Source organism: Mesorhizobium sp. ZC-5 (assembly GCF_025753855.1).
In the GTDB taxonomy this organism is placed as follows: Bacteria; Pseudomonadota; Alphaproteobacteria; order Rhizobiales; family Rhizobiaceae; genus Neomesorhizobium.
The window spans coordinates 164,061-183,034 of sequence record NZ_JAOWPT010000012.1 but is presented as its reverse complement, the minus strand read 5'-3'; the positions used below and the strand labels follow the sequence as shown (position 1 = coordinate 183,034).

Sequence of the window (18,974 nt, the reverse complement as noted above, 5' to 3'; positions counted from 1 at the left end):
GTCTGCTGCATGGAATTCTGTATTCTCGCGCCTCCTCAGCGCCGCGATCCTGGATCTCCACCGTCAGGCCGACCGTCGACGACAATCCGGTTCGCCTGTGGTGAGGACCCGTCGAATACGGCGACGACCGATTGCGAAGCGATCATGTTGGTGAGGGCAAGCGCCTCTCGCGTCGATGCCGCCGCGTGGGGTGTCGCCGCGACGTTGGGAAGCCGGATCAGCTCTTCGGTCACCGGTTTATAGGAAGAATCCGCCTCACTCACAAAAACGTCCAGCCCGGCGCCGCCGAGCCTCTTTTCCCTGAGGGCGGCGAGCAGATGCGCGTCCTCCACCAGACCGCCGCGCGCCGTATTGATGATGATTGCATCGGACTTCATCAGCGGTATCGTCTTGTCGCTGACGAGGAAGCGCGTCTCGGAAGTCAGCGGCGCATGGAGGCTGATGTAGTCGCTCTCGGCAAAAAGCGTTTCGAGCGGGACATAGGTCAGGCCCATCGTCTGCGCGTATTCTTCGTCCGGACGAGGTGCCGAGATGAGGATACGCGCGTCGAACGCTTTCAACCTCTGGACCACCTGGCGGCCGATCCGTCCGAGCCCGACCAGGCCTACGGTCTTCCGAGTGAGATCGGTCCCCATCAGGATCGACCATTTGCCGGCCTTCATCGCCTCCTGCGATTCACCGACGCGGCGGCCGACGCCGAGCATCAGCCCGATGGCAAGGTCCGCCACCGCGGCCTCGTTGCCGCCTACCGCAATCGCGACGACGCGGCCGAGATCCCTGGCCGCGTCAACGTCGACGCGATCGTAGCCAACACCGCGCCGTGAGATGACCGTCAGGTCTGGTAGCGCCGCGAGAAGCTCCCTGGTGACGGGTGCATGGCCGACAATCCATCCGTGGGCGCCGCTGAGCAGGCCGACCAACTCGTCATGCGACAGGCTGCCGTCGGGCTTGCCGCCGGGCAGCTTCGCAACGGTCACGTCGCAGCCGTTCGCCTTGAGATAGGCGACGGATTCCTCGTCGAAGAACTGCTGTGTGATGACGACCTTGCGGTTCGACATTCCCGGATGCTTCCTCATTCCTTGCGTGAGCTGTTTCTAAAAAGCTCTCCGCAAAGCCCGCCTATCATTGCGGGGCAAGCGCCTCAAATGCCGAATCCTCATGATCTGATACTTGAAGGTGCGTTCGGTTTGACCTCGAAGCGTCGGGCCACTAGAGCAATGTGCGATCGGCCATTGCTCTAGCGACCGGCCAACGGAACCAAATGGAGAAGGCTTCCTCTGGATGGAACTCGCCTGGCTCGAAGATTTCCTTGCGCTTGTGGAGTGCGGCCATTTCAGCCGGGCAGCCGAAAAGCGCCACATCACGCAACCCGCATTCAGCCGGCGGGTGAAAACCCTGGAGGATTGGGTCGGCGCGCCCCTGTTCGACCGCGACACGCATCGCGTCGAGCTCACCGCCGCCGGCGAGGCCTTCAAGCCGATGGCGGAAGAGGTCACGCGGCGTATCTATCTCGGCCGCGAACAAACGCGCGCGGCAGCGACCGGCTCCGCCACTACGGTACGATTCGCCAGCACGCATGCCCTCTCGATGACGTTCTTCCCACAGTTCCTGAGCCGCATCGAGAAGGTCGAGAGTCTCACGTCCACCGTCAGCCTGGTGACCAACAACATGACCGGCTGCGAAGGGGTGATGAAGCAGGGAGAGGCGCATTTCCTCCTCTGTCATCGACACAAATCGGCGGCCACCTCGCTGCGGCCGGAGGCATTTCAATCGCTCGTGGTGGGCGAGGATGTGTTGATGCCTCTCAGCATCCCGACCGAGGACGGCAAGCCTCGCTATGCCTTGCCCGGTTCCGTGACCGAGCCGGTCCCTCATCTCAAATATAGCTCCACCTCGGGCATGGGGCGCATCCTGGCAGCCACCCAGGCTCTCGACATGCCGCCGACCTGGCTCGCATCCGTGTTCGCCTCGCATGTGGCGACCGTTCTGGCGGCCATGACGCGCGACGGCCGCGGCATGGCCTGGCTGCCGCGCAGCCTGGTAGTGAACGATCTCGCAGCCGGGACCCTGGTGCGTGCAGGCTCCGAGAATTTCGATGTTCCGATCGAGATCTGCATCGTCCGGCCGCGCGCCCGGCAGAGCCCGGCGGCCGAAAAATTCTGGGCCTGCGTCAAACGCGTGGCGAACGGCGCCGAGACCTGATCCTAAAGCAATGCCTGCGCGATCGCCTTTCCGCAGGTGACGGTGTCGGCCGTGCCACCGAGATCGCGCGTGCGGAGCGAAGATTCCACCATCACCTTTTCGACCGCAGCCACAATTGCGTTCGCTGCATCCTGATGGCCGAAGTGGTCCAGCATCATTGCACCCGCCCATATCTGCCCCACCGGGTTGGCGATGCCTTTGCCGGCGATATCAGGCGCAGAGCCATGAACAGGCTCGAACAGTGAGGGAAACCGGCGTTCCGGATTGATGTTGCCAGAGGGCGCGATCCCAATTGTGCCGGTGCAGGCCGGACCGAGATCGGAGAGGATGTCTCCGAACAGGTTCGATGCCACCACAACGTCGAAGCGATCCGGATTGAGCACGAAGTGCGCGCAGAGGATATCGATGTGGTACTTGTCCCAGCGGATATCGGGATAGGCCTGCGCCATCGCCTCCACCCGCTCGTCCCAGTAAGGCATGGTGATCGATATGCCGTTCGACTTCGTCGCGGAGGTGAGGCTCTTGCGCTCCCGCCGCCGCGCCAGGTCGAAGGCGAAACGAAGAATCCGGTCGACGCCGACGCGGCTCATCACGGTTTCCTGCAGCACGATCTCGCGTTCGGTTCCGGGGAACATGCGCCCGCCGATCGACGAATACTCGCCTTCGGTGTTCTCGCGCACGACATAAAAATCGATATCGCCGGCTTTGCGGCCTGCCAGCGGCGATTGGACCCCAGGCATCAGGCGGACGGGGCGCAGGTTCACATACTGGTCGAATTCGCGGCGGAACTGGATCAGCGATCCCCAGAGCGAGATGTGGTCGGGAACTGCCTCGGGCCACCCGACAGCGCCGAAAAAGATCGCATCGTGGCCGCCGATTCGAGCCTTCCAGTCGTCCGGCATCATCTTGCCGTGCTGCAGGTAGTAGTCGCAGGACGCGAAATCGAAGTGGTCGAAGGCAAGATCGATCCCGTATTTTGCCGCCGCCGCCTCGAGGACGCGGATGCCTTCGGGCACCACCTCTTTTCCAATGCCATCGCCGGGGATGACCGCAATACGAAATGGTTTCTTCTGGTTGGACATCGTAGGCTCTGCTGATTGTGATCTTGCCGACATCCATGCCCCAGGCCGGCTTTTCCCTCCAATGCCGATTTTCAATCGCATGATGCCCGCCCGCTTCGGCATGGCGCCATAAGCAAAAGGCATTTGCGATTGGAGCGGATTTTTGGTTGCACGACGCTACGGGCAAATCGTCGCTGAAGGGAGGAACATCATCATGAACACTCAGGCCCCGGCGCAATGGCCGATCGGATTCCGCATCAACCCACGAGCGGAGCTCGTCTCCGACGAGTGGGTACGGCGCTTCGCCGGCACGCCAGTCGCCTATGTCAGCGACAGCATGGGCCGTTCGGTCGGCACCATAGGGCTGCGCGCGTTCCATGGTGACCTCAACCTCATCGCGGTCGGCCGCGCCTTCACCGTTCGTGTTCGCCCAGGTGACAATCTGATGATCCACAAGGCACTGATGCTGGTCGAGCCCGGCGACATGCTGGTCATCGACGGTGGCGGCGACGGGACCCAGGCGCTGATCGGCGGGAACATCGTCGCCACGGCGATCTTCCGCAAGATCAGCGGCTTCGTGATCGACGGCGCCGTCCGCGATATCGCCGAGCTCGCGATCATGGGCATGCCGGTCTGGGCACGCAGCGCTACCCATCGCGGGCCAAGCAAAGACGGGCCGGGCGAGATCAACGTTCCCGTCACCGTCGGCGGCATGGCCGTCAATCCAGGCGACCTGGTGCTCGCTGACGCGGACGGCATCGTCGCCGTCGCTCCCGGCGACCTCGACACGCTTTGGCCGCACGTCGAAGAACAGACGAGCAAGGAAGAGAAGCTTCGCAAGGCCGCCCAGGAAGGCACCGGCGATCCGGAGCGTTTCAATTCCATCCTGCGCGCCAAGGGCTGCCCTGTCTGAAACACCGACAAATCAGGAACGCTCAATGGTTGCCGCGATCAAGCTTGGCCTCATCGCCACGGAAAACGGGCTGCTGAAGGACATCGTCCTGGAAATGATGCCTTCGAATTGGTCGCTGCTGACCGCGGGCACCGATTTCGACGAGGCCCAGCGCGCGATGCTCAAGGAGGCCGACTACATCCTGATGGCGGGCGGCTGGATGCCGACCGAGGCGATCGACGCTTCGCCCAAGCTGAGGATGATCCAGAAACTCGGCGTCGGCTATGACGGCATCGATCTCGACAGGCTGAAGCAGCGCGGGATCGCGCTTGCCAACTGCCCGGTCGACAGCGCCTCCCTGGCAGTCGCCGAACATTCGGTCGCCCTCGCCGTCTCTGCGCTCAAGCGCATTCCCTATCTGGACGACGCCGTGCGACGCCAACACGAATGGCCACGCTGGGAGCCGCGGCGCCGCATTCGCCAGATCGGCAAGCAGGTCGTGGCTATCATCGGCTTCGGGCGCATCGCCCGACACGCGGCCAAGCTCTTCCTAGGCCTGGGCTGCACGCTCATCGTCTACAGCCGCACCCGGCCGGAGGATGGCGAAGCCTGGGCGGAGGCGCTAGGCGCTTCAAGCCGCGTCAGTTTCACCTCCGATCTCGACGCGGCTTTTGAGCAGGCCACGCTCGCATCGCTCTACGTCGCGCTGAACGACGGCACCCGCGGCCTCATCAGCCGCCGCCAGTTAGACCTGCTCGGCCCGAAAGGCACGCTGGTGAATACTGCCCGCGGTGGCATTGTCGATCAGGTCGAATTGACCGCGGCTTTGCGCGAAGGGCGTCTCGGCGGCGCCGCGCTCGACGTACTCGATATCGAGCCGCCGCCGACAGATCTCGACCTCTTCACCGCGCCCAACGTGATCATCACGCCCCATTGCGCGACCGGCGGAGTGGACGTCCAGGAGGAGAAGGCCGAATTCGCCTTGAACAACCTTGTAGCCTGCCATGAAGGTCGGGCGATCAAGTCGCGCATCGTCTGAACGAGCAGTCCAATTCTGGGCCAGGCGTCGCTGGGCTCGCATGCGCTCCTGACCGCCGTACCCGGTTCCTTGCCCTACGCAGCCGTCGACCGCGTCCGCCCCGGCTCGAAATTTTCCGCCTTGTACGTCTCGGCATGCGCCAGCAGTTCTGGCGTTCCGATCAGCTTGTTGAGGCCATTAAAATCCAACATGCGGTCGCGGAACGCGTCCGTGCCGCCATCACGCACGATAGTGGTGTAGAAATCCGTCATATGCTTTGCGACGGCCCTGACGCCGCTCGCGGGATAGATCGCGATGGAGTAGCCCATGGCTTCCAATTCATGCAGCGGCAGCACCGGCGTTCGTCCACCCTCGATCAGATTGACGAACAACGGCTTGCGGTGGCCGAGGCTCTTTACCACTGCGCGCATCTGGCCGATATCCTGAAGCGCTTCGACGAAAATGACGTCGGCGCCGGCATCGGCATAGAGATGCGCTCGCTCAAGGGCCTTCTCGAACCCTTCGATCGCAATCGCATCGGTGCGCGCGATGATCAGCATCTCGTTGCGGGAATCGACGGCGGCCTTGATCTTGCCGGCCATTTCAGCCGCCGGGATGACCGACTTGCCGGTCAGATGGCCGCAGCGTTTCGGCAGCGTCTGGTCCTCGATCTGGATGGCGTTGGCTCCCGCCCGCTCATAGGTGCGGACCGTCCGCTGCATGTTGAGCGCATTGCCGAAGCCATTGTCGCCATCGGCGATGATCGGTACCGAAACGCGTTCGCGGATCGCGGTGATGATCTGCGCCATTTCCGTCATGTCGACCAGGCCCAGATCGGACCGTCCGAAGCGGGTGTAGGCGACGCCCGCACCGGAGAGGTAGACAGCGCGGGCGCCGCATTGTTCGGCGATCAATGCCGACAGCGCGTCATAAACGCCCGGCGCCAGCAGCAGCTTCTTTTCGTCAAGGATAGCTTTCAGCCTGTTCATCGGTCATCTCCGGGCAGGTCGTTGTCCAGAGCCCCTCCGCACCAGCGCGGAGGAGCCTTATGTCGCAGCGAGATCAGTTCGGAATCTTGCTGAGGATGTCCTTGATACGGTCCTCCTCGCTCTTGGCGTATGCCGTGAACTGCTCCATATCCATGTAGTTGGCCTCGAAGCCGAGGTTCTTGATGTTTTCCTGCTGCTCGGGCGAGTTGACGATCGCGCCGATGTCGTCGCTGAGCTGCTTCACTATTGCGGGATCGACGCCTGCCGGGAAAGTGAAGCCGCGCGTCACCCCGGAGAACACAGGAACGCCCGACGCCTCGGCGGTCGGTACGTCTGGAGCAAAGGCGCTCGGCGCTTTGGCGAAGACGGCCAGCAAACGGATACGGCCGGCTGCGATCTGCGCCAGGAAATCGCCTACACTGCCTTGTTGAGCCTCGACATTGCCGCCAAGCAGGTTGTTCAACCCGGTGCCGGAATCGTTGTGGAAGATCGGATTGAACTTGACTCCGGCAGCCTGCTCCATCGCCGTCACGTCAAGGTGCTCGCGGCTCTTCGGGCCGACGACGGCGACGGTAACCTCGCCCGGCTTGGCCTTGGCGGCGTCGAGCAGGTCCTTCAGGGTCTTGTAGGGGCTTTCGGCCGGCACAGCGATCGCGCCCGGATCGAAGATGAAGTTAGCCGCAGGGGCGAAGCTATCGCGGTTGAAGCCTGCCTGTCGCGACGGATCGAGATAGAGCGTGGCAAAGGTCGGCAGCGACATGATGCCGAAGCTGTAGCCGTCCTTCGGCGAATCGGCGATCGTCTGGTAGGCCAGCTGCGTGCCGGCGCCGGGCTTGGCGACCACCTGGAAGTTGGAGCCCGGATGAATCTTCTGCAGGGCTTCCGCGACCAGCCGCGCGGTCAGATCCTGGCCGCTGCCCGGCGAGCCGCCATTGTACACGGTGACGACTTTTCCGGGTTCCGGCCATGCCGTCTGCGCGAACGCGTTGCCGGCGAATCCGGCCAACGCTACTGCGGTGGCAATCGTCAGACATTTCAAATTGATCATTGCAGTTCCTCCCATTGAGCGAGTGAAATTAGTCCTCGACGTCGCGGCCAAGTGCGCCGCGGGTCTGGATGGCGCGCAGCCGCCACAGAGGCAGCGTCAGCACGAACACGGCCATCGCCAGCAGACCGCAGGCCAGCCAACTGCGGAAAAGGATCGACACGTCACCACGCGAGATGCTGAGCGCCTGGCGGACGGCATTCTCCATCAGCGGCCCGACGATCAGCGTCAGCGCGATCGGCGACAGCGGGAAGTCCAGCTTGCGCAACGTGTAGCCAAGCAGGCCGAACAGGATCATCACCCACACGTCGAAGACGCTGTTGTTGACGAGGTACGTGCCGAGGCAGATGAACAGCACGATGACGGGCGACAGTATGCTGGTCGGGACTTGCAGGATTTTCACCCACATGCCGATCAGCGGCACGTTGAGGATCAGCAGCATCAGGTTGCCGACGATCATCGAACAGATGATCGGCCAGACGATTTCCGGATGCTGTTCGAACAGCAGCGGGCCGGGAGCCAGGCCGTTTATGATGAAGGCGCCGAGCAGGATCGCCACGCTGGGCGAGCCCGGAATGCCGAGCGTGAAAAGTGGAATGAGCGCCGCATTCGCATGCGCATTGTTGGCGGTTTCCGGGCCAGCGACGCCTTGGATGGCGCCGTTGCCGAACTCTTCCGGCCGCTTCGCCACGGCCTTTTCGACGCCATAGGATACGAAGGAGGCGAGTGCCTGACTGGTGCCGGGAATGAGGCCCAGCAAGATGCCGAGCCCAGTGCCGCGCACGATGGAGCCCGCCGACTGCCGGAAGTCCCTCACGCTCGGATAAAGGCCCTTGATGTCCTTCTTGGTCAGGACCGGCGTCGGGTTCTCGGCATTGATCAGGACTTCGCTCAGCCCGAACAGGCCCATCACCACCGGAACGAAGTCGAGTCCGCCCAGCAGCGGCACGAAGCCCATGGTCAGCCGCGGAGAGCCCATGGTCGGGTCGGTGCCGATCGACCCGAGGATCAGACCGAAAACTGCCATCGCCAGCGCGCGCGGCATGGAGGAACCGGCCAGGAAAGCCAGTGTCGCCAGGCCGAGCACCATAAGCGCGAAAAATTCGGGAGGGCCGAATGCCAACGCCATTTCCGAAAGCGCCGGCGCCATCAGCACCAATGCCAGCGTGGCGAGCGTACCGCCGATGAAGGAGCCGATGGCGGCAATCGACAGCGCGACGCCCGCCCTGCCCTGCCTAGCCATGGCATGGCCGTCCTGCATCGTCGCAACCGAGGCGACTTCGCCCGGAACATTCATCAGGATCGTTGTGATCGTGCCGCCGTAATAGCTGCCGTAGAAAATCGCGGCGAGCATGATGATCGCGCCGGTCGGTTCCATCTGGAAGGTCAACGGCAGCAGGATCACCATGCCGCCCGCCGAACCGATGCCGGGCAGCACGCCGACCAGCGTGCCGATCAGACAGCCGACCAACGCATAGAACAGGTGCTCCGGAGTGAGCGCGATGCCGAAGCCGGCTATGAAGTCGCCGAACAGTTCCACGTCCTAGAGCCCGATGAACTGGAGCACGGCGCCGGGAGCAGGTGGCAGGAACACACCCAGCCACCTGCTGAAGGCGAAACCCACGCCAAGGCTTCCGGTCAATGCGACCACCAGCCCGGTTGGAAGCATGCGGCAGCCATGGACGTAGAGCAGCGCGAGCAGAACGCCGAACATGGTCAGAACGAAGCCCAGCCGCTCGATGAACAGGCCAAAGCCGGCGATTGCCGCGATCGTCACGACGATCTTCAGCATCGGCCCCTTTTCGGGGATGTCGAATGCCGGGATTTGCGCACGAAACGACTGTATCAGCAGCATGAGGCAAAACAGGCTGAGCAGGGCTCCGGCCCAGAACGGGAAGAAACCGGGACCTGGCCCCATTTGGGTGTAGTAGGTCAGTCCGATCGCAGTGCGGCAGACCAGAAGGCCACCGACAAGGAACGCAAGAACCAGCACGCGATATGCATGACCCGGCACGCCGTCGTCCGCGGCTGTATTCGTGGAACTCCTTGGGTCCTTCGAAGGATTAGGAACGTTCAACGCGAGAGACTCCAGCGTTCCGCGGGACAACCCTGCCACCATCCAAATGATTGGAAATCAGCATGCCCTTGGAGTCAATGGTATGCATCTGTACACAAAAGCGAAAGTCACGCATGACTCAATGCTTTTTCGGCATTAGCGTCGGGAAGTAGGGCTCAAAGGAAGGACGAGACGGCTTCGTCGTAATCGGCCCCGCGCGTCAGTTCCTTGACCCGGGCTGCCGAGGCAAGCTGCCCCAGGTCTTCCGGCATGGCACCCGAGCGCAACGCCTTGGCGGTCTGGTAGATCGCCTCGACGGCAGCCAGGTATGGAGTGTGCCCCTGCAGCGCAATGCGCACGCCCGTCCGACCGAGATGGTCGAGGTCGCGCAGTTCCTTGCTCGGGCTGTCGAGCATCACCGGCAGCTTGACCGCAGCGCAGATCTTTTCGAGGTCGACCCGGTCCTTCACACCCTTGACGAACAGCGCGTCGACGCCAGCCGCCTCGTAAGCGCGGCAGCGTGCGATCGCGTCATCCACCCCAGTCAGCCCCGGCGCCGAGGTCCTGCCGACGATCACCAGAGACGCGTCCCGCCGTGCAGCCAGAGCCGCGCGCATCTTTCCGACACCTTCGTCGATGGAGATCAGCGTTTCCTTCCTGGCCTGGCCAAAACGCGGCGGCAGGTCGGTATCCTCGATTGTAAGCGCCGCCACACCCGCCGCTTCCAGTTCCTCGACCGTCCGCATGACACTCAGCGCGTTGCCGTAGCCATGGTCGGCGTCGACCGCCACCGGCAGCGATCCGGCGCGGCAGGTGCGGCGCGCCTGCTCGGCGAACTCCGTCAACGTCAGTACGAACAGATCGGGCGCTCCCAGCACGACCATCGACGCGATCGATCCACCGAGCATGCCGACTTCGTAGCCGAGATCCTCTGCGATCCGCGCCGAGATCGGATCAAAAACCGAAGCGGGGAAGACGCATTTCCCGGATGCAAGCACCTTGCGAAAATTCTCCCGGCGCTGACGATGTTCCATGCGGTCTCCACTTTTCTCTTGCCCAGCCGTATCGGGACGCTGCTTCACGGCATCACGTCGCCTGAACGCCGATATTCAGTGCCGGGCCTTTTCGAATCTTTTTGAGCCGGCTTACCTCCTGCACCTCGGCAAGTGGTGCGCGCTCGCGGATCAGTTTCTCCTGCCGCGTCTCGAGTTCGATCAGTTCCTCGACTTCTGCTATCAGCGGCTGCGCTGTTTCCGCTGGAGCTATGACGATGCCGTCCGCATCCCCAACGATCAGGTCGCCGGACCGCAGATAGCCGCCACCGCACTCGACCGAAACATCAACCGCAACGATTTCCAGTTCGCTCTGGAACGGGCGCGCTGTCACGCCACGGGCGAAGACCGGGAAGGACATGCCGCGTATTTCGGCGACATCGCGGATCTTGCCATCGGTCACGATGCCGCCAAGCCGCTGGTACTGGCAGAAATGCACGATGTTCTCACCCAAGCAGCCAGCCGCGGCCACGGTTGGTGGCGATCACCATAACATCATCGTCATCGAACAGTTCGGCGGCCGTGTAGAACGAGTGAGCCGAGTGCCTGATACCCGACCGAGGGGCCAAATGCACGGTGCGCACCCGTCCGGCGAGCTTGAAATCGGATTGAATGGGCAGGACGTCGTCCATCCAGGCGCCGAGTCCGACACGCCCGAGCGCGTCCGTTACAAGGCTCGATGAGGCCTGCTTGAAGAAGGCGAGCGTGGCCGTGTCGATTGCGGATATCTCGACCATGCCGTTCTCCTATTGCAGCGCGGCAACCACCGCATCGCCCATGGCGCGCGTACCGACAACTCTGGTGCCCGGCTCCTGGATGTCGGCGGTCCTCAGCCCTGAGGCCAGTGCCTTGCGCACCGCGGCCTCGACGCGCTCGGCCTGTTCGGGCAGACCGAGGCTGTAGCGCAGCATCAGCGCGGCCGAGAGAATGGTCGCGAGCGGGTTGGCGATATCCTTGCCGGCGATGTCCGGCGCCGAACCGTGGATCGGCTCGTACAGCCCGCGCGTCCCGTCGCCCAGCGCCGCCGAAGGCAGCATGCCAAGCGAGCCGGTCAGCATCGCAGCCTGGTCCGACAATATGTCACCGAACATGTTTCCGGTCACGATGACGTCGAACTTGGTCGGCGTGCGTACCAGCATCATGGCGCCGGAATCGACAAGTTGATGCGTCAGTTCGACATCAGGATACTCACGCCCGACCTCGCTCACCACTTCGCGCCACAGCACCATTGTCTCAAGCACGTTCTGCTTGTCGATCGAGCACAGCTTCTTGCGGCGACCGCGCGCGGCCTTGAAGGCGACATGCGCCACGCGCGCGATCTCGCTTTCGGTGTAGCGCATCGTGTTGATCGCCTCGCGTTGTCCGGGCGTGTCGTTGATGCGGCCGCGCGGCTCGCCGAAATAGATGTCGCTGTTCAACTCGCGAACGATCAGCAGGTCGAGACCGTTGATCACATCCGGCTTCAATGTCGACGCATTTGCCAGTTCCGGAAACAGTTTGACCGGCCGGAGATTGGCGTAGCATTGCATCGCCTTGCGCAATTTCAGCAGGCCAAGACCGGGACGCTTGACGCGGGGCAGGTGTTCGTATTGCGGGGCGCCGGCGGCACCGAAAAGCACCGCATCGGCCTTCAGGCACAGATCCAGGGTGCTGGGCGGCAGCGGATCGTCGAACGCGTCGACGCCGGCGCCGGCAATCGGCGCCTCCTCGAACTCGATGGACACGCCTCGCAGCGCCTTCAGCACCTTCACTGCTTCAGGAATGATTTCCTTGCCTATGCCGTCCCCGGGCAAAAGCGCCACCTTCATGGCCTAGACTCCACGCATCCTTAAATTGAGCGGGAATGTACACATTCGCATACACGGCGCAAGCGAATGACGTTATGCAATTCCTTCATCGCCGCGACGTCAACGGCCGAGCGGGTCAAGCGTCTGCTCTTCTATGCGGTACATCTCCTCCAGCCCGATGGCCTGTTCGACCTGCAGGCGGACCTTGCCGATTTCCTCGTCGTCCAGCCCGTGTTCGCCTGTTTTCCGCAGATGCGTGTAATACCGGATCAAGGCTTGGGCGGCGACGTTAACAGTGCTGATGGCGTCGTAGAGTATTTTGTAGCCCCAGCCTTCGAGCTGCGTGGCTGTGAAAACGCCGCGACCGAACTTGTTGCCGGTGCTGTTAACGTAGACCAGCGGGATCGGAGGCACTTCCTTGGGAGCTCGGATCGTCTCCGCCTCATTGTTAGGGAAAAGTTTGATGACGTCGGCCCCGGCTTTCACATATTCGCGGATGCGGCGAATGCCTTCGTCATAGCCGTGCGTGCGCATGGAATCGGTGCGCACCACGATGGCAAAGTCCGGATCGTCGCGCGCACTCAAGGCTGCCTTGATCTTCAGCAGCATTTCCTCGACCGGGATGACCTCCTCGACCCCTTGATGGTAGCGGGCTCGTTTGGGATAGAACTGATCCTCGATATGGATCGAGGCAGCGCCGGCCCGCTCCAGGACCTTGGTCGTGTGCATCACATGCAACGGGTCGCCCCAGCCGGCCCCGGCGTCCACCATCAGCGGCAGATTGGAGACGAGGCTGACCTGCCGAGTGATCTGCGCCACCTCTTCCAGTGACATCAACGGTTCGGTGATCGCGGTGTGGGCGCCCATTGCATATCCGCCAAGCGCAAGCAGATTGAAACCGCACTTCTCCGCAAGCTTTGCCGAAAGCGGGTCGTAAACCGCGGGCTGGATCTCGATGCCGGGCTCGGAGAGCATCCTTCGGAATTTCTTGCGGGTTTCCATTCTTTCTCCATGAAATGCGACTGCGTGGAGAGAGCCTGACCGTATGGACAGGCAGTCGACGGCTGTATACTAACGAATACGAGCTGCCGGGCAAGCGGCGGCCCTTAGCAGTTGGAGATCTGAATGAGCAGCACGGGAAAGGCGGCGGGACCGCGTATCGTCATGATGGGCGGCGGCGCGCTTGGCGGATATGTCGGTGCGCATCTGGCGCAGGTCGGACACGACGTCACCATCCTGGATTTCTGGCACGACAACATCGAGGCCATCCGCAGGTCCGGCCTGCAGCTTTCCGGCCTGACGCCCGAGGAGACTTTCTCCGCGCCAGTCGAGACGATGCACCCGCACGAAGTTTCGAATCTCGCCAGGCAGGCGCCTGTCGACATCGCTTTCGTATCGATGAAATCCTACGACACGGACTGGATCACCACCATGATCAAGCCCTACCTGTCGCCGGCCGGTTATGTCGTCTCCCTGCAGAACTGCATCAACGAGGAAACGATCGCCGGTATCGTCGGCTGGGGCAAGACCATCGGCTGCATCGCCTCGGCGATCTCGGTCGAGCTTTATGAACCCGGACGCATCCGCCGCCAGGCGCCCAAGGCGACGGGTGATACCACGATATTTCGCGTTGGCGAGGTGCACGGTCGCATCACCCAGCGGCTAGAGGAACTTGCCGCCATGATGCGTCATGTCGACGGTACCAAGGCAACCACCAACCTGTGGGGCGAGCGCTGGTCGAAGCTTTCGCAGAACGCCATGCGCAACGGCCTGTCGGCCGCAGCGGGATTGAGCGGCCGTGAAATGGACGAAATCGAACCGATCCGGCATTTTTCGATGAAGCTGGCCGGCGAAGCAGTGCGCATCGGCTATGCCCTGGGCTATGAACTGGAAAAGGTCGGCAAACTCGATCCGCAGGAACTGCTCAAGGCCCACAACGGAGACAGGGATGCGTTCGCCAGGGTCGACGCCGTAATGCTGGCGCAGACCACATCCGGCGCCCGCGGGGCGCTGCAGCGGCCTTCCATGGGCCAGGACATGATCAAGGGCCGCCGCACCGAGATCGACTACATCAACGGCTTCATCGTGAAGAAAGGCGCGGAGATCGGCATCGACGCGCCCGCCAATGCCTTGCTCACGGAAGCGGTGAAGCGTGTCGAGCGCGGCGATGCGCCGGCCAGGATCGAAAACGTCCTCCCCGGCTGAAGTCCCACCACGTACCTTGCATACTGTTATGCATCCGAGCGCATTGACAAAAGCACGGCTGGATACAATCGTACACAAGTCACCCAGATAATAGTCGGTAAAGCTCCATACCTTGCCGTCGGACATGGCTGACCAAGCAGATTTGCAAGAACACTACGGGAGGAACTGAAATGCGCTTTTTCTCGATTGCGCTCACTGCAACGGCACTTCTGGCTGCTGCACATGCCCACGCCCAGGATGCGTCCTTCCCCGACAAGTCCAAGACGATGACCATGATCATCCCCAACAGTGCCGGCGGCGGCACCGACATTGCCGGACGTATGCTGGCCGAAGGGCTGAAGCAGAAGCTCGGCTTGGCCGTCATTGTCGAGAATCTCTCAGGCGCCGGCGGCATCGAAGGTGCCACCAGGTTGCAGAGCGCCGCTCCGGACGGGTACACCATTGCGCTGGTGCCGGTGCCGCAGGTCAGCATGTATTATCTCGATCCGGAGCGCGGCGGCGATTTCAAACGCGAAAACACCGTTGTCATCGCCCAACACGACTACGGCGCACTGGCGATAGCCGTCGCCAAGGACAGCAAGTTCCAGAAGCTGCAGGACGTGGTCGATGCCGCCAAGGCTTCGCCCGGCACGATCACTTCGGCATCGAGCACCGTCCTTTCCACCGGCCATCTGTCGCTGCTGCGACTGAACAAGGTTGCCGGCATCGAGCTCAACTGGACCGCGATGGAACAGGCCGGCACCGCGCTGGCATCGCTTCTCGGCGGCCATCTCGACATTATTACCGACACCTATTCGGAACTCTATCCGCATGCCAAGAGCGGCGATATCCGTCTGCTGGCCGTATTCGACACGGAGCGCCAGCCCAGCCTGCCGGACGTGCCGACCGCGCAGGAGCAAGGCTTCGACGTGGTGATGACGACGACGCGTCTCGTTATTGCTCCGAAGGATACGCCGGAGCCGGTGGTCAAGACGATTGAAACAGCGATCCAGGAACTGATCAACGACCCCGACTACCAGGCCCAGGCCAAGGAACGTTCGGTCAATATTCGTTTCCGGGCGTCCGCGGATGCGGCCAAGGTCTGGGAAGACATCGATACGAACTTCGGTCCGATCGTGAAGGAATTCCGCGAGAACAACTGAGACGCTGAGTCTCCGCGCTTCTTATGCTCATCAACACTAGGGGCGGCCACATCGGCGGCCGCCCCTAGTCTCCGTCAAGAGCGGCCGCTAGCCTTGCGGCCGAGATCGAGCCCGGTGAATGACTGCTCCGGCGCGGGCATCAGCCAGCGAAAACCTTTCTCCAGCAGTTGTTCGACATTTGCGGCATCGACATGCGGATGGCCGCAGACGACATTGTGCTCCTTGCAGATCGCCAATATTTCGTCGATCGCCTTGGCGACCTCGGGATGGTCGTATTGGCGGGGGAAGCCCATATCCTGCGACAGATCCCCCTCGCCGATGATGACGACTCCGATGCCCGGCACTTCCTTCAGCATCGACGGCAGGTTCTTGATGGCGCGAACCTCCTCGCACATGATTCCACAGATGATTTCGCCGCGCGGGTTGAGCGGCCAGACATCGGCACGCTCGTAGTATTCCTGCTGGGTCAGCCCCCAGTAACGGGCCGCGTGACGCGGCGCGTCGCCGCGCATACCAGCCGGATGGTAGTAGTCACGCGACGGCGGACGCGGATAGCGGCAGGCCGCGACAGCGTTCCGAGCCTCATCGACTGTGCTGACGTGCGGCCAGATCACCCCATAAACTCCGACATCGAGTACCTGCTTGGCGATCCACTGATTCATCTCGATGCCGTTGACCGGGATCCGCACCATCGGTGTGGTGTTCGTTGCGAGGCTCGCGGAGCCGGCGATCTGCCTGCGATCCAACATGTAGTAGAGACATTCGCGCAGCAGACGGACATCGAATGGCGTGTGCTCCATCTCGAACACCACGCCATCGTATTTCGAGCCTGCCATCGACACTGATGTGCCGTAGTCCGCTCCCGAAAAGGTGACAAAGGCGGGTTTGCCTTGTTCGAGCGCGCGGATCGCGCCGTTGAGCCGCGGGATTTCACTCATGTCCGGTTCTCCCTGGATTGATGCGATAGGCTGTATGGCATTGTATCCGCACGGATTCAACGGTATGACTCAAGCGGGTAGCGGGAGCGGGCCCGTAAGAAGCCGACCACCATTCATCGCATCGGAGCAGGAGTGATCGGAGGCACGCAAGGAATCATCATACGGCGGATCGATCGCATGCAGGCGACCGCCGCAATGCTGTGGATTGCATTTGGCGGAGCCATTTTCTATTTCGGCTGGCATCTCGCCATGTTCAGCCGCCGTGGCGGACCCGGACCGGGTTTTTTCCTCAAGGGTCTCGCGGCCCTGCTGCTTTTCCTCGCCATGATGAGGCTGGTGGCGCTCGTGAGGGAAGCGCTCCACGGCGACGCAGCATCGAGCGTGGACGACGTTGATCCAGCGCAGGAGCGGTTCGAGACCGCCAATATCGCCAGGTTTGCAGCGCTTGTCGCCGCCCTCGCTCTGTACGCCTATCTGTTGCCCAAGATAGGTTTCCTGCTGGCTACCGCAGCCTTGTGCTGGGCCACCCTGATGCTGGCAGGGCGTCATCCGCTGCGCTCGCTCGCCGAAGCGGCAATAGCCTCCTTCTTCGTGTTCTTCTGCTTCACGCACGGTCTCGGCGTGCCTTTGCCGGGGGCGCAGTTCACGCTGCTGCGCGGCCTCGGCTTCTAGAGTTCAGGACTGATCATCATGGCCGGCCTAGAGGGATTGCTTCACGGCTTTGCCGTTGTCTTGACCCCGGAAACTCTGCTGTTCGCCCTTCTGGGCTGCATTGTCGGCATGTTGGTCGGCGTGCTGCCGGGTGTCGGCCAGAGCACCGGCATGGCGCTGCTCATCCCGCTGACCTATCACATGGAAGCGGTCGACGCGATCGTCATGCTGTCCAGCATCTTCTATGGCGCGGCCTATGGCGGCACCATCACCAGCGTGCTGATGAATGTGCCTGGCGAATCCGAAACCGTGGTCACAACGTTCGACGGCCATCCGCTTGCCAAACAGGGGCGGGGCGGACCAGCGCTGTCCATCGCCGCGATCGGATCGTTTGTCGGCGGTTGCTTCGCCACGCTTATCCTGGCCCTTTCGGCCGCCGCGATCAGCCGCCTAGCGCTGCGACTGGGTCCGCCGGAGTATTTTTCACTGATGGTGCTCAGTCTCTGCCTGGCGGCCGGCCTGCTCGGACGCTCGGTGGTCAAGGGCCTTATCATGGTGGTCTTCGGGCTTATTCTGACCCAGGTCGGGCCAGACCCGGATCTGGGCGTGGCGCGGCTGACCTTCGGGCTGCCGACCCTCTACAGCGGCATTCCGCTTCTGGCCCTGATCATGGGCTTTTTCGGCCTCGCCGACGTATTGCTACAGGTGTTGAAGCCGCCGCCGCGTGAGCAAGGGCTTGCCTCCGTCGGCCGCATCCTACCGACCCGCGCCGATCTCAGGGAAAGCGTGGGGCCGATCGCACGCGGCAGCCTCGTCGGCTTCCTGCTCGGCTTGCTGCCAGGCATGGCCGGCGCGGTCTCGACTTTCTTTTCCTATTTGATCGAACGCCGCGTCAGCCGCACCCCGGAAATGTTCGGCAAGGGTGCGCTGGCGGGCGTCGCCGGACCGGAAACCGCCAACAACGCCTTCGCCAATGCCAGCTTTCTGCCGCTGCTGACACTCGGTATTCCCGGCTCCGCCGCCCTTTCGATCCTGGTCGGCGCCTTCCTCATCCAGGGGATCACCGTAGGGCCGCTGCTGTTCGTCGAACACGCCGACGTCGTCTGGGGGCTGATCGCCTCGATGATCGTCGGCAACGCTATTCTGTTACTGCTCAGCCTGCCACTTATCCGCATCTGGATATCGATCCTGTATGTGCCGCGCGACCTTCTGGCGGGCATCATCGTGCTGTTTGCCGTGATCGGTATCTTCAGCGTCAACAACAGCGCCAATGACATCTACATGCTGGTCGTCTTCTCGGTCATCGGCGTCGGTCTCAAGCTTGCCGACTTTCCGCTCGCACCGGCGATCCTTGCATTTGTGCTCGGCAGGCCGATTGAAGCTTCCCTGCGGCAATCCCTCGTTATCGCCAATGGCGATCTGTCGGTGTTCGTCACCCGCCCGATCTCAGCGGTGCTGCTCACTATCGCGACAATTGTGGTGTTGCGGACGGCTTGGTCCCTGTTGCGGCCGAACCACGTTACGGAGGTCCTCGATAAGGCCACGAGCACAAAAGACGACTGAACCAGCCCGCCCCGAGCCGCTCATAGCTTTCCTGCCCTAAGCTGAAATCGGTGCGACGTACGAGTTTGAACGGCCGAACGGCGGAGAAATACTTACAGCAGACCCTGGCGCTGGCGACCCCGTCGCCTGGGGCCGGTCGCCTGCGCAGGCACACGCATGGTGCTAACAACTCCGACCAAGCCGACGTCCTTACCGTTCGCTGACTTCCCACGCGCCGACGATCCGTTCTCGCAGCAGCGCAGCGTTTTCCTATGTCACAGCCAGTCTGCACGCAGCCGCATGTATCGCTCAAGGCACTTTGCGAGCCATCGGTTCTGCGATAAGCGTGACTGGTCCGCTGCAGAGAAGGAAAAGCAACAGCGATTAAGTCAGT

The 18,974-nt window shown here is 62.4% G+C and carries 19 protein-coding genes; 7 read left to right on the top strand and 12 right to left on the bottom strand.

Features of this window, described 5'->3' with window-relative positions; genetic code table 11:
• Positions 1 to 35: 35 nt before the first annotated feature.
• A complete protein-coding gene (locus OHD58_RS24890) occupies positions 36 to 1,058 on the bottom strand; it encodes a phosphoglycerate dehydrogenase (RefSeq protein ID WP_263806326.1) in 1,023 nt (340 codons plus the stop codon).
• 223 nt (positions 1,059 to 1,281) lie between these two features.
• Between OHD58_RS24890 and OHD58_RS24885 the strand changes: the two genes are divergently transcribed.
• Positions 1,282 to 2,202 (top strand): LysR family transcriptional regulator, encoded by a 921-nt coding sequence (locus tag OHD58_RS24885; RefSeq protein WP_263806324.1) that lies wholly within the window; start codon positions 1,282 to 1,284, stop codon positions 2,200 to 2,202.
• 2 nt (positions 2,203 to 2,204) lie between these two features.
• Here OHD58_RS24885 and OHD58_RS24880 read toward each other — a convergent pair whose 3' ends face one another.
• Positions 2,205 to 3,284 carry a tartrate dehydrogenase gene (locus tag OHD58_RS24880; protein WP_263806323.1) on the bottom strand — a complete coding sequence of 360 codons (1,080 nt, stop codon included), beginning with the start codon at positions 3,282 to 3,284 and terminating at the stop codon, positions 2,205 to 2,207.
• A gap of 193 nt (positions 3,285 to 3,477) precedes the next feature.
• Between OHD58_RS24880 and OHD58_RS24875 the strand changes: the two genes are divergently transcribed.
• Together OHD58_RS24875 and OHD58_RS24870 are read left to right on the top strand one after the other, a co-directional pair.
• Positions 3,478 to 4,176 carry an RraA family protein gene (locus tag OHD58_RS24875; RefSeq protein ID WP_263806322.1) on the top strand — a complete coding sequence of 233 codons (699 nt, stop codon included), beginning with the start codon at positions 3,478 to 3,480 and terminating at the stop codon, positions 4,174 to 4,176.
• A gap of 25 nt (positions 4,177 to 4,201) precedes the next feature.
• Positions 4,202 to 5,194, top strand: a complete 993-nt coding sequence (locus tag OHD58_RS24870) for a D-isomer specific 2-hydroxyacid dehydrogenase family protein (RefSeq protein WP_263806321.1) — start codon at positions 4,202 to 4,204, stop codon at positions 5,192 to 5,194.
• Positions 5,195 to 5,268: 74 nt separating this feature from the next.
• Here OHD58_RS24870 and OHD58_RS24865 read toward each other — a convergent pair whose 3' ends face one another.
• The 9 genes from OHD58_RS24865 to OHD58_RS24825 all read right to left on the bottom strand — a co-directional run bounded on the left by OHD58_RS24865 (position 5,269) and on the right by OHD58_RS24825 (position 13,104).
• Entirely contained in the window at positions 5,269 to 6,162 is an 894-nt protein-coding gene (locus OHD58_RS24865; RefSeq protein ID WP_263806320.1) for an isocitrate lyase/PEP mutase family protein, read from the bottom strand.
• A gap of 73 nt (positions 6,163 to 6,235) precedes the next feature.
• Entirely contained in the window at positions 6,236 to 7,210 is a 975-nt protein-coding gene (locus tag OHD58_RS24860; protein WP_263806318.1) for a Bug family tripartite tricarboxylate transporter substrate binding protein, read from the bottom strand.
• A gap of 28 nt (positions 7,211 to 7,238) precedes the next feature.
• Positions 7,239 to 8,747, bottom strand: coding sequence for a tripartite tricarboxylate transporter permease (locus OHD58_RS24855; RefSeq protein WP_263806317.1), 1,509 nt, complete (start codon positions 8,745 to 8,747; stop codon positions 7,239 to 7,241).
• Positions 8,748 to 8,750: 3 nt separating this feature from the next.
• Positions 8,751 to 9,221, bottom strand: a complete 471-nt coding sequence (locus OHD58_RS24850) for a tripartite tricarboxylate transporter TctB family protein (protein ID WP_263806316.1) — start codon at positions 9,219 to 9,221, stop codon at positions 8,751 to 8,753.
• A 218-nt stretch (positions 9,222 to 9,439) separates the two neighbouring features.
• Complete coding sequence (locus OHD58_RS24845) at positions 9,440 to 10,297, bottom strand: isocitrate lyase/PEP mutase family protein (RefSeq protein ID WP_263806314.1); 858 nt, start codon at positions 10,295 to 10,297, stop codon at positions 9,440 to 9,442.
• A 52-nt stretch (positions 10,298 to 10,349) separates the two neighbouring features.
• Positions 10,350 to 10,769: an RraA family protein gene (locus OHD58_RS24840; RefSeq protein ID WP_263806312.1), complete on the bottom strand. Its 420-nt coding sequence runs from the start codon at positions 10,767 to 10,769 to the stop codon at positions 10,350 to 10,352.
• Complete coding sequence (locus tag OHD58_RS24835; protein ID WP_263806310.1) at positions 10,762 to 11,052, bottom strand: hypothetical protein; 291 nt, start codon at positions 11,050 to 11,052, stop codon at positions 10,762 to 10,764. Before OHD58_RS24835 ends, OHD58_RS24840 begins: the two co-directional genes overlap by 8 nt.
• A 9-nt stretch (positions 11,053 to 11,061) precedes the next feature.
• Positions 11,062 to 12,123, bottom strand: a complete 1,062-nt coding sequence (gene leuB / locus OHD58_RS24830) for a 3-isopropylmalate dehydrogenase (protein WP_263806309.1) — start codon at positions 12,121 to 12,123, stop codon at positions 11,062 to 11,064.
• Positions 12,124 to 12,222: 99 nt separating this feature from the next.
• Complete coding sequence (locus OHD58_RS24825; protein WP_263806308.1) at positions 12,223 to 13,104, bottom strand: isocitrate lyase/PEP mutase family protein; 882 nt, start codon at positions 13,102 to 13,104, stop codon at positions 12,223 to 12,225.
• A gap of 123 nt (positions 13,105 to 13,227) precedes the next feature.
• Between OHD58_RS24825 and OHD58_RS24820 the strand changes: the two genes are divergently transcribed.
• Positions 13,228 to 14,307, top strand: coding sequence for a ketopantoate reductase family protein (locus tag OHD58_RS24820; RefSeq protein ID WP_263806306.1), 1,080 nt, complete (start codon positions 13,228 to 13,230; stop codon positions 14,305 to 14,307).
• A gap of 170 nt (positions 14,308 to 14,477) precedes the next feature.
• A complete protein-coding gene (locus OHD58_RS24815; RefSeq protein WP_263806303.1) occupies positions 14,478 to 15,449 on the top strand; it encodes a tripartite tricarboxylate transporter substrate binding protein in 972 nt (323 codons plus the stop codon).
• A gap of 74 nt (positions 15,450 to 15,523) precedes the next feature.
• Here OHD58_RS24815 and OHD58_RS24810 read toward each other — a convergent pair whose 3' ends face one another.
• On the bottom strand, positions 15,524 to 16,387 hold the full coding sequence (locus OHD58_RS24810; RefSeq protein ID WP_263806302.1) for an HpcH/HpaI aldolase family protein: 864 nt from the start codon (positions 16,385 to 16,387) through the stop codon (positions 15,524 to 15,526).
• A gap of 177 nt (positions 16,388 to 16,564) precedes the next feature.
• On the opposite strand from OHD58_RS24810, the gene OHD58_RS24805 reads away from it, so the two are divergent.
• Positions 16,565 to 17,059: a tripartite tricarboxylate transporter TctB family protein gene (locus OHD58_RS24805; RefSeq protein ID WP_263806300.1), complete on the top strand. Its 495-nt coding sequence runs from the start codon at positions 16,565 to 16,567 to the stop codon at positions 17,057 to 17,059.
• 18 nt (positions 17,060 to 17,077) lie between these two features.
• Entirely contained in the window at positions 17,078 to 18,601 is a 1,524-nt protein-coding gene (locus OHD58_RS24800) for a tripartite tricarboxylate transporter permease (RefSeq protein WP_263806298.1), read from the top strand.
• Positions 18,602 to 18,974 lie beyond the last annotated feature (373 nt).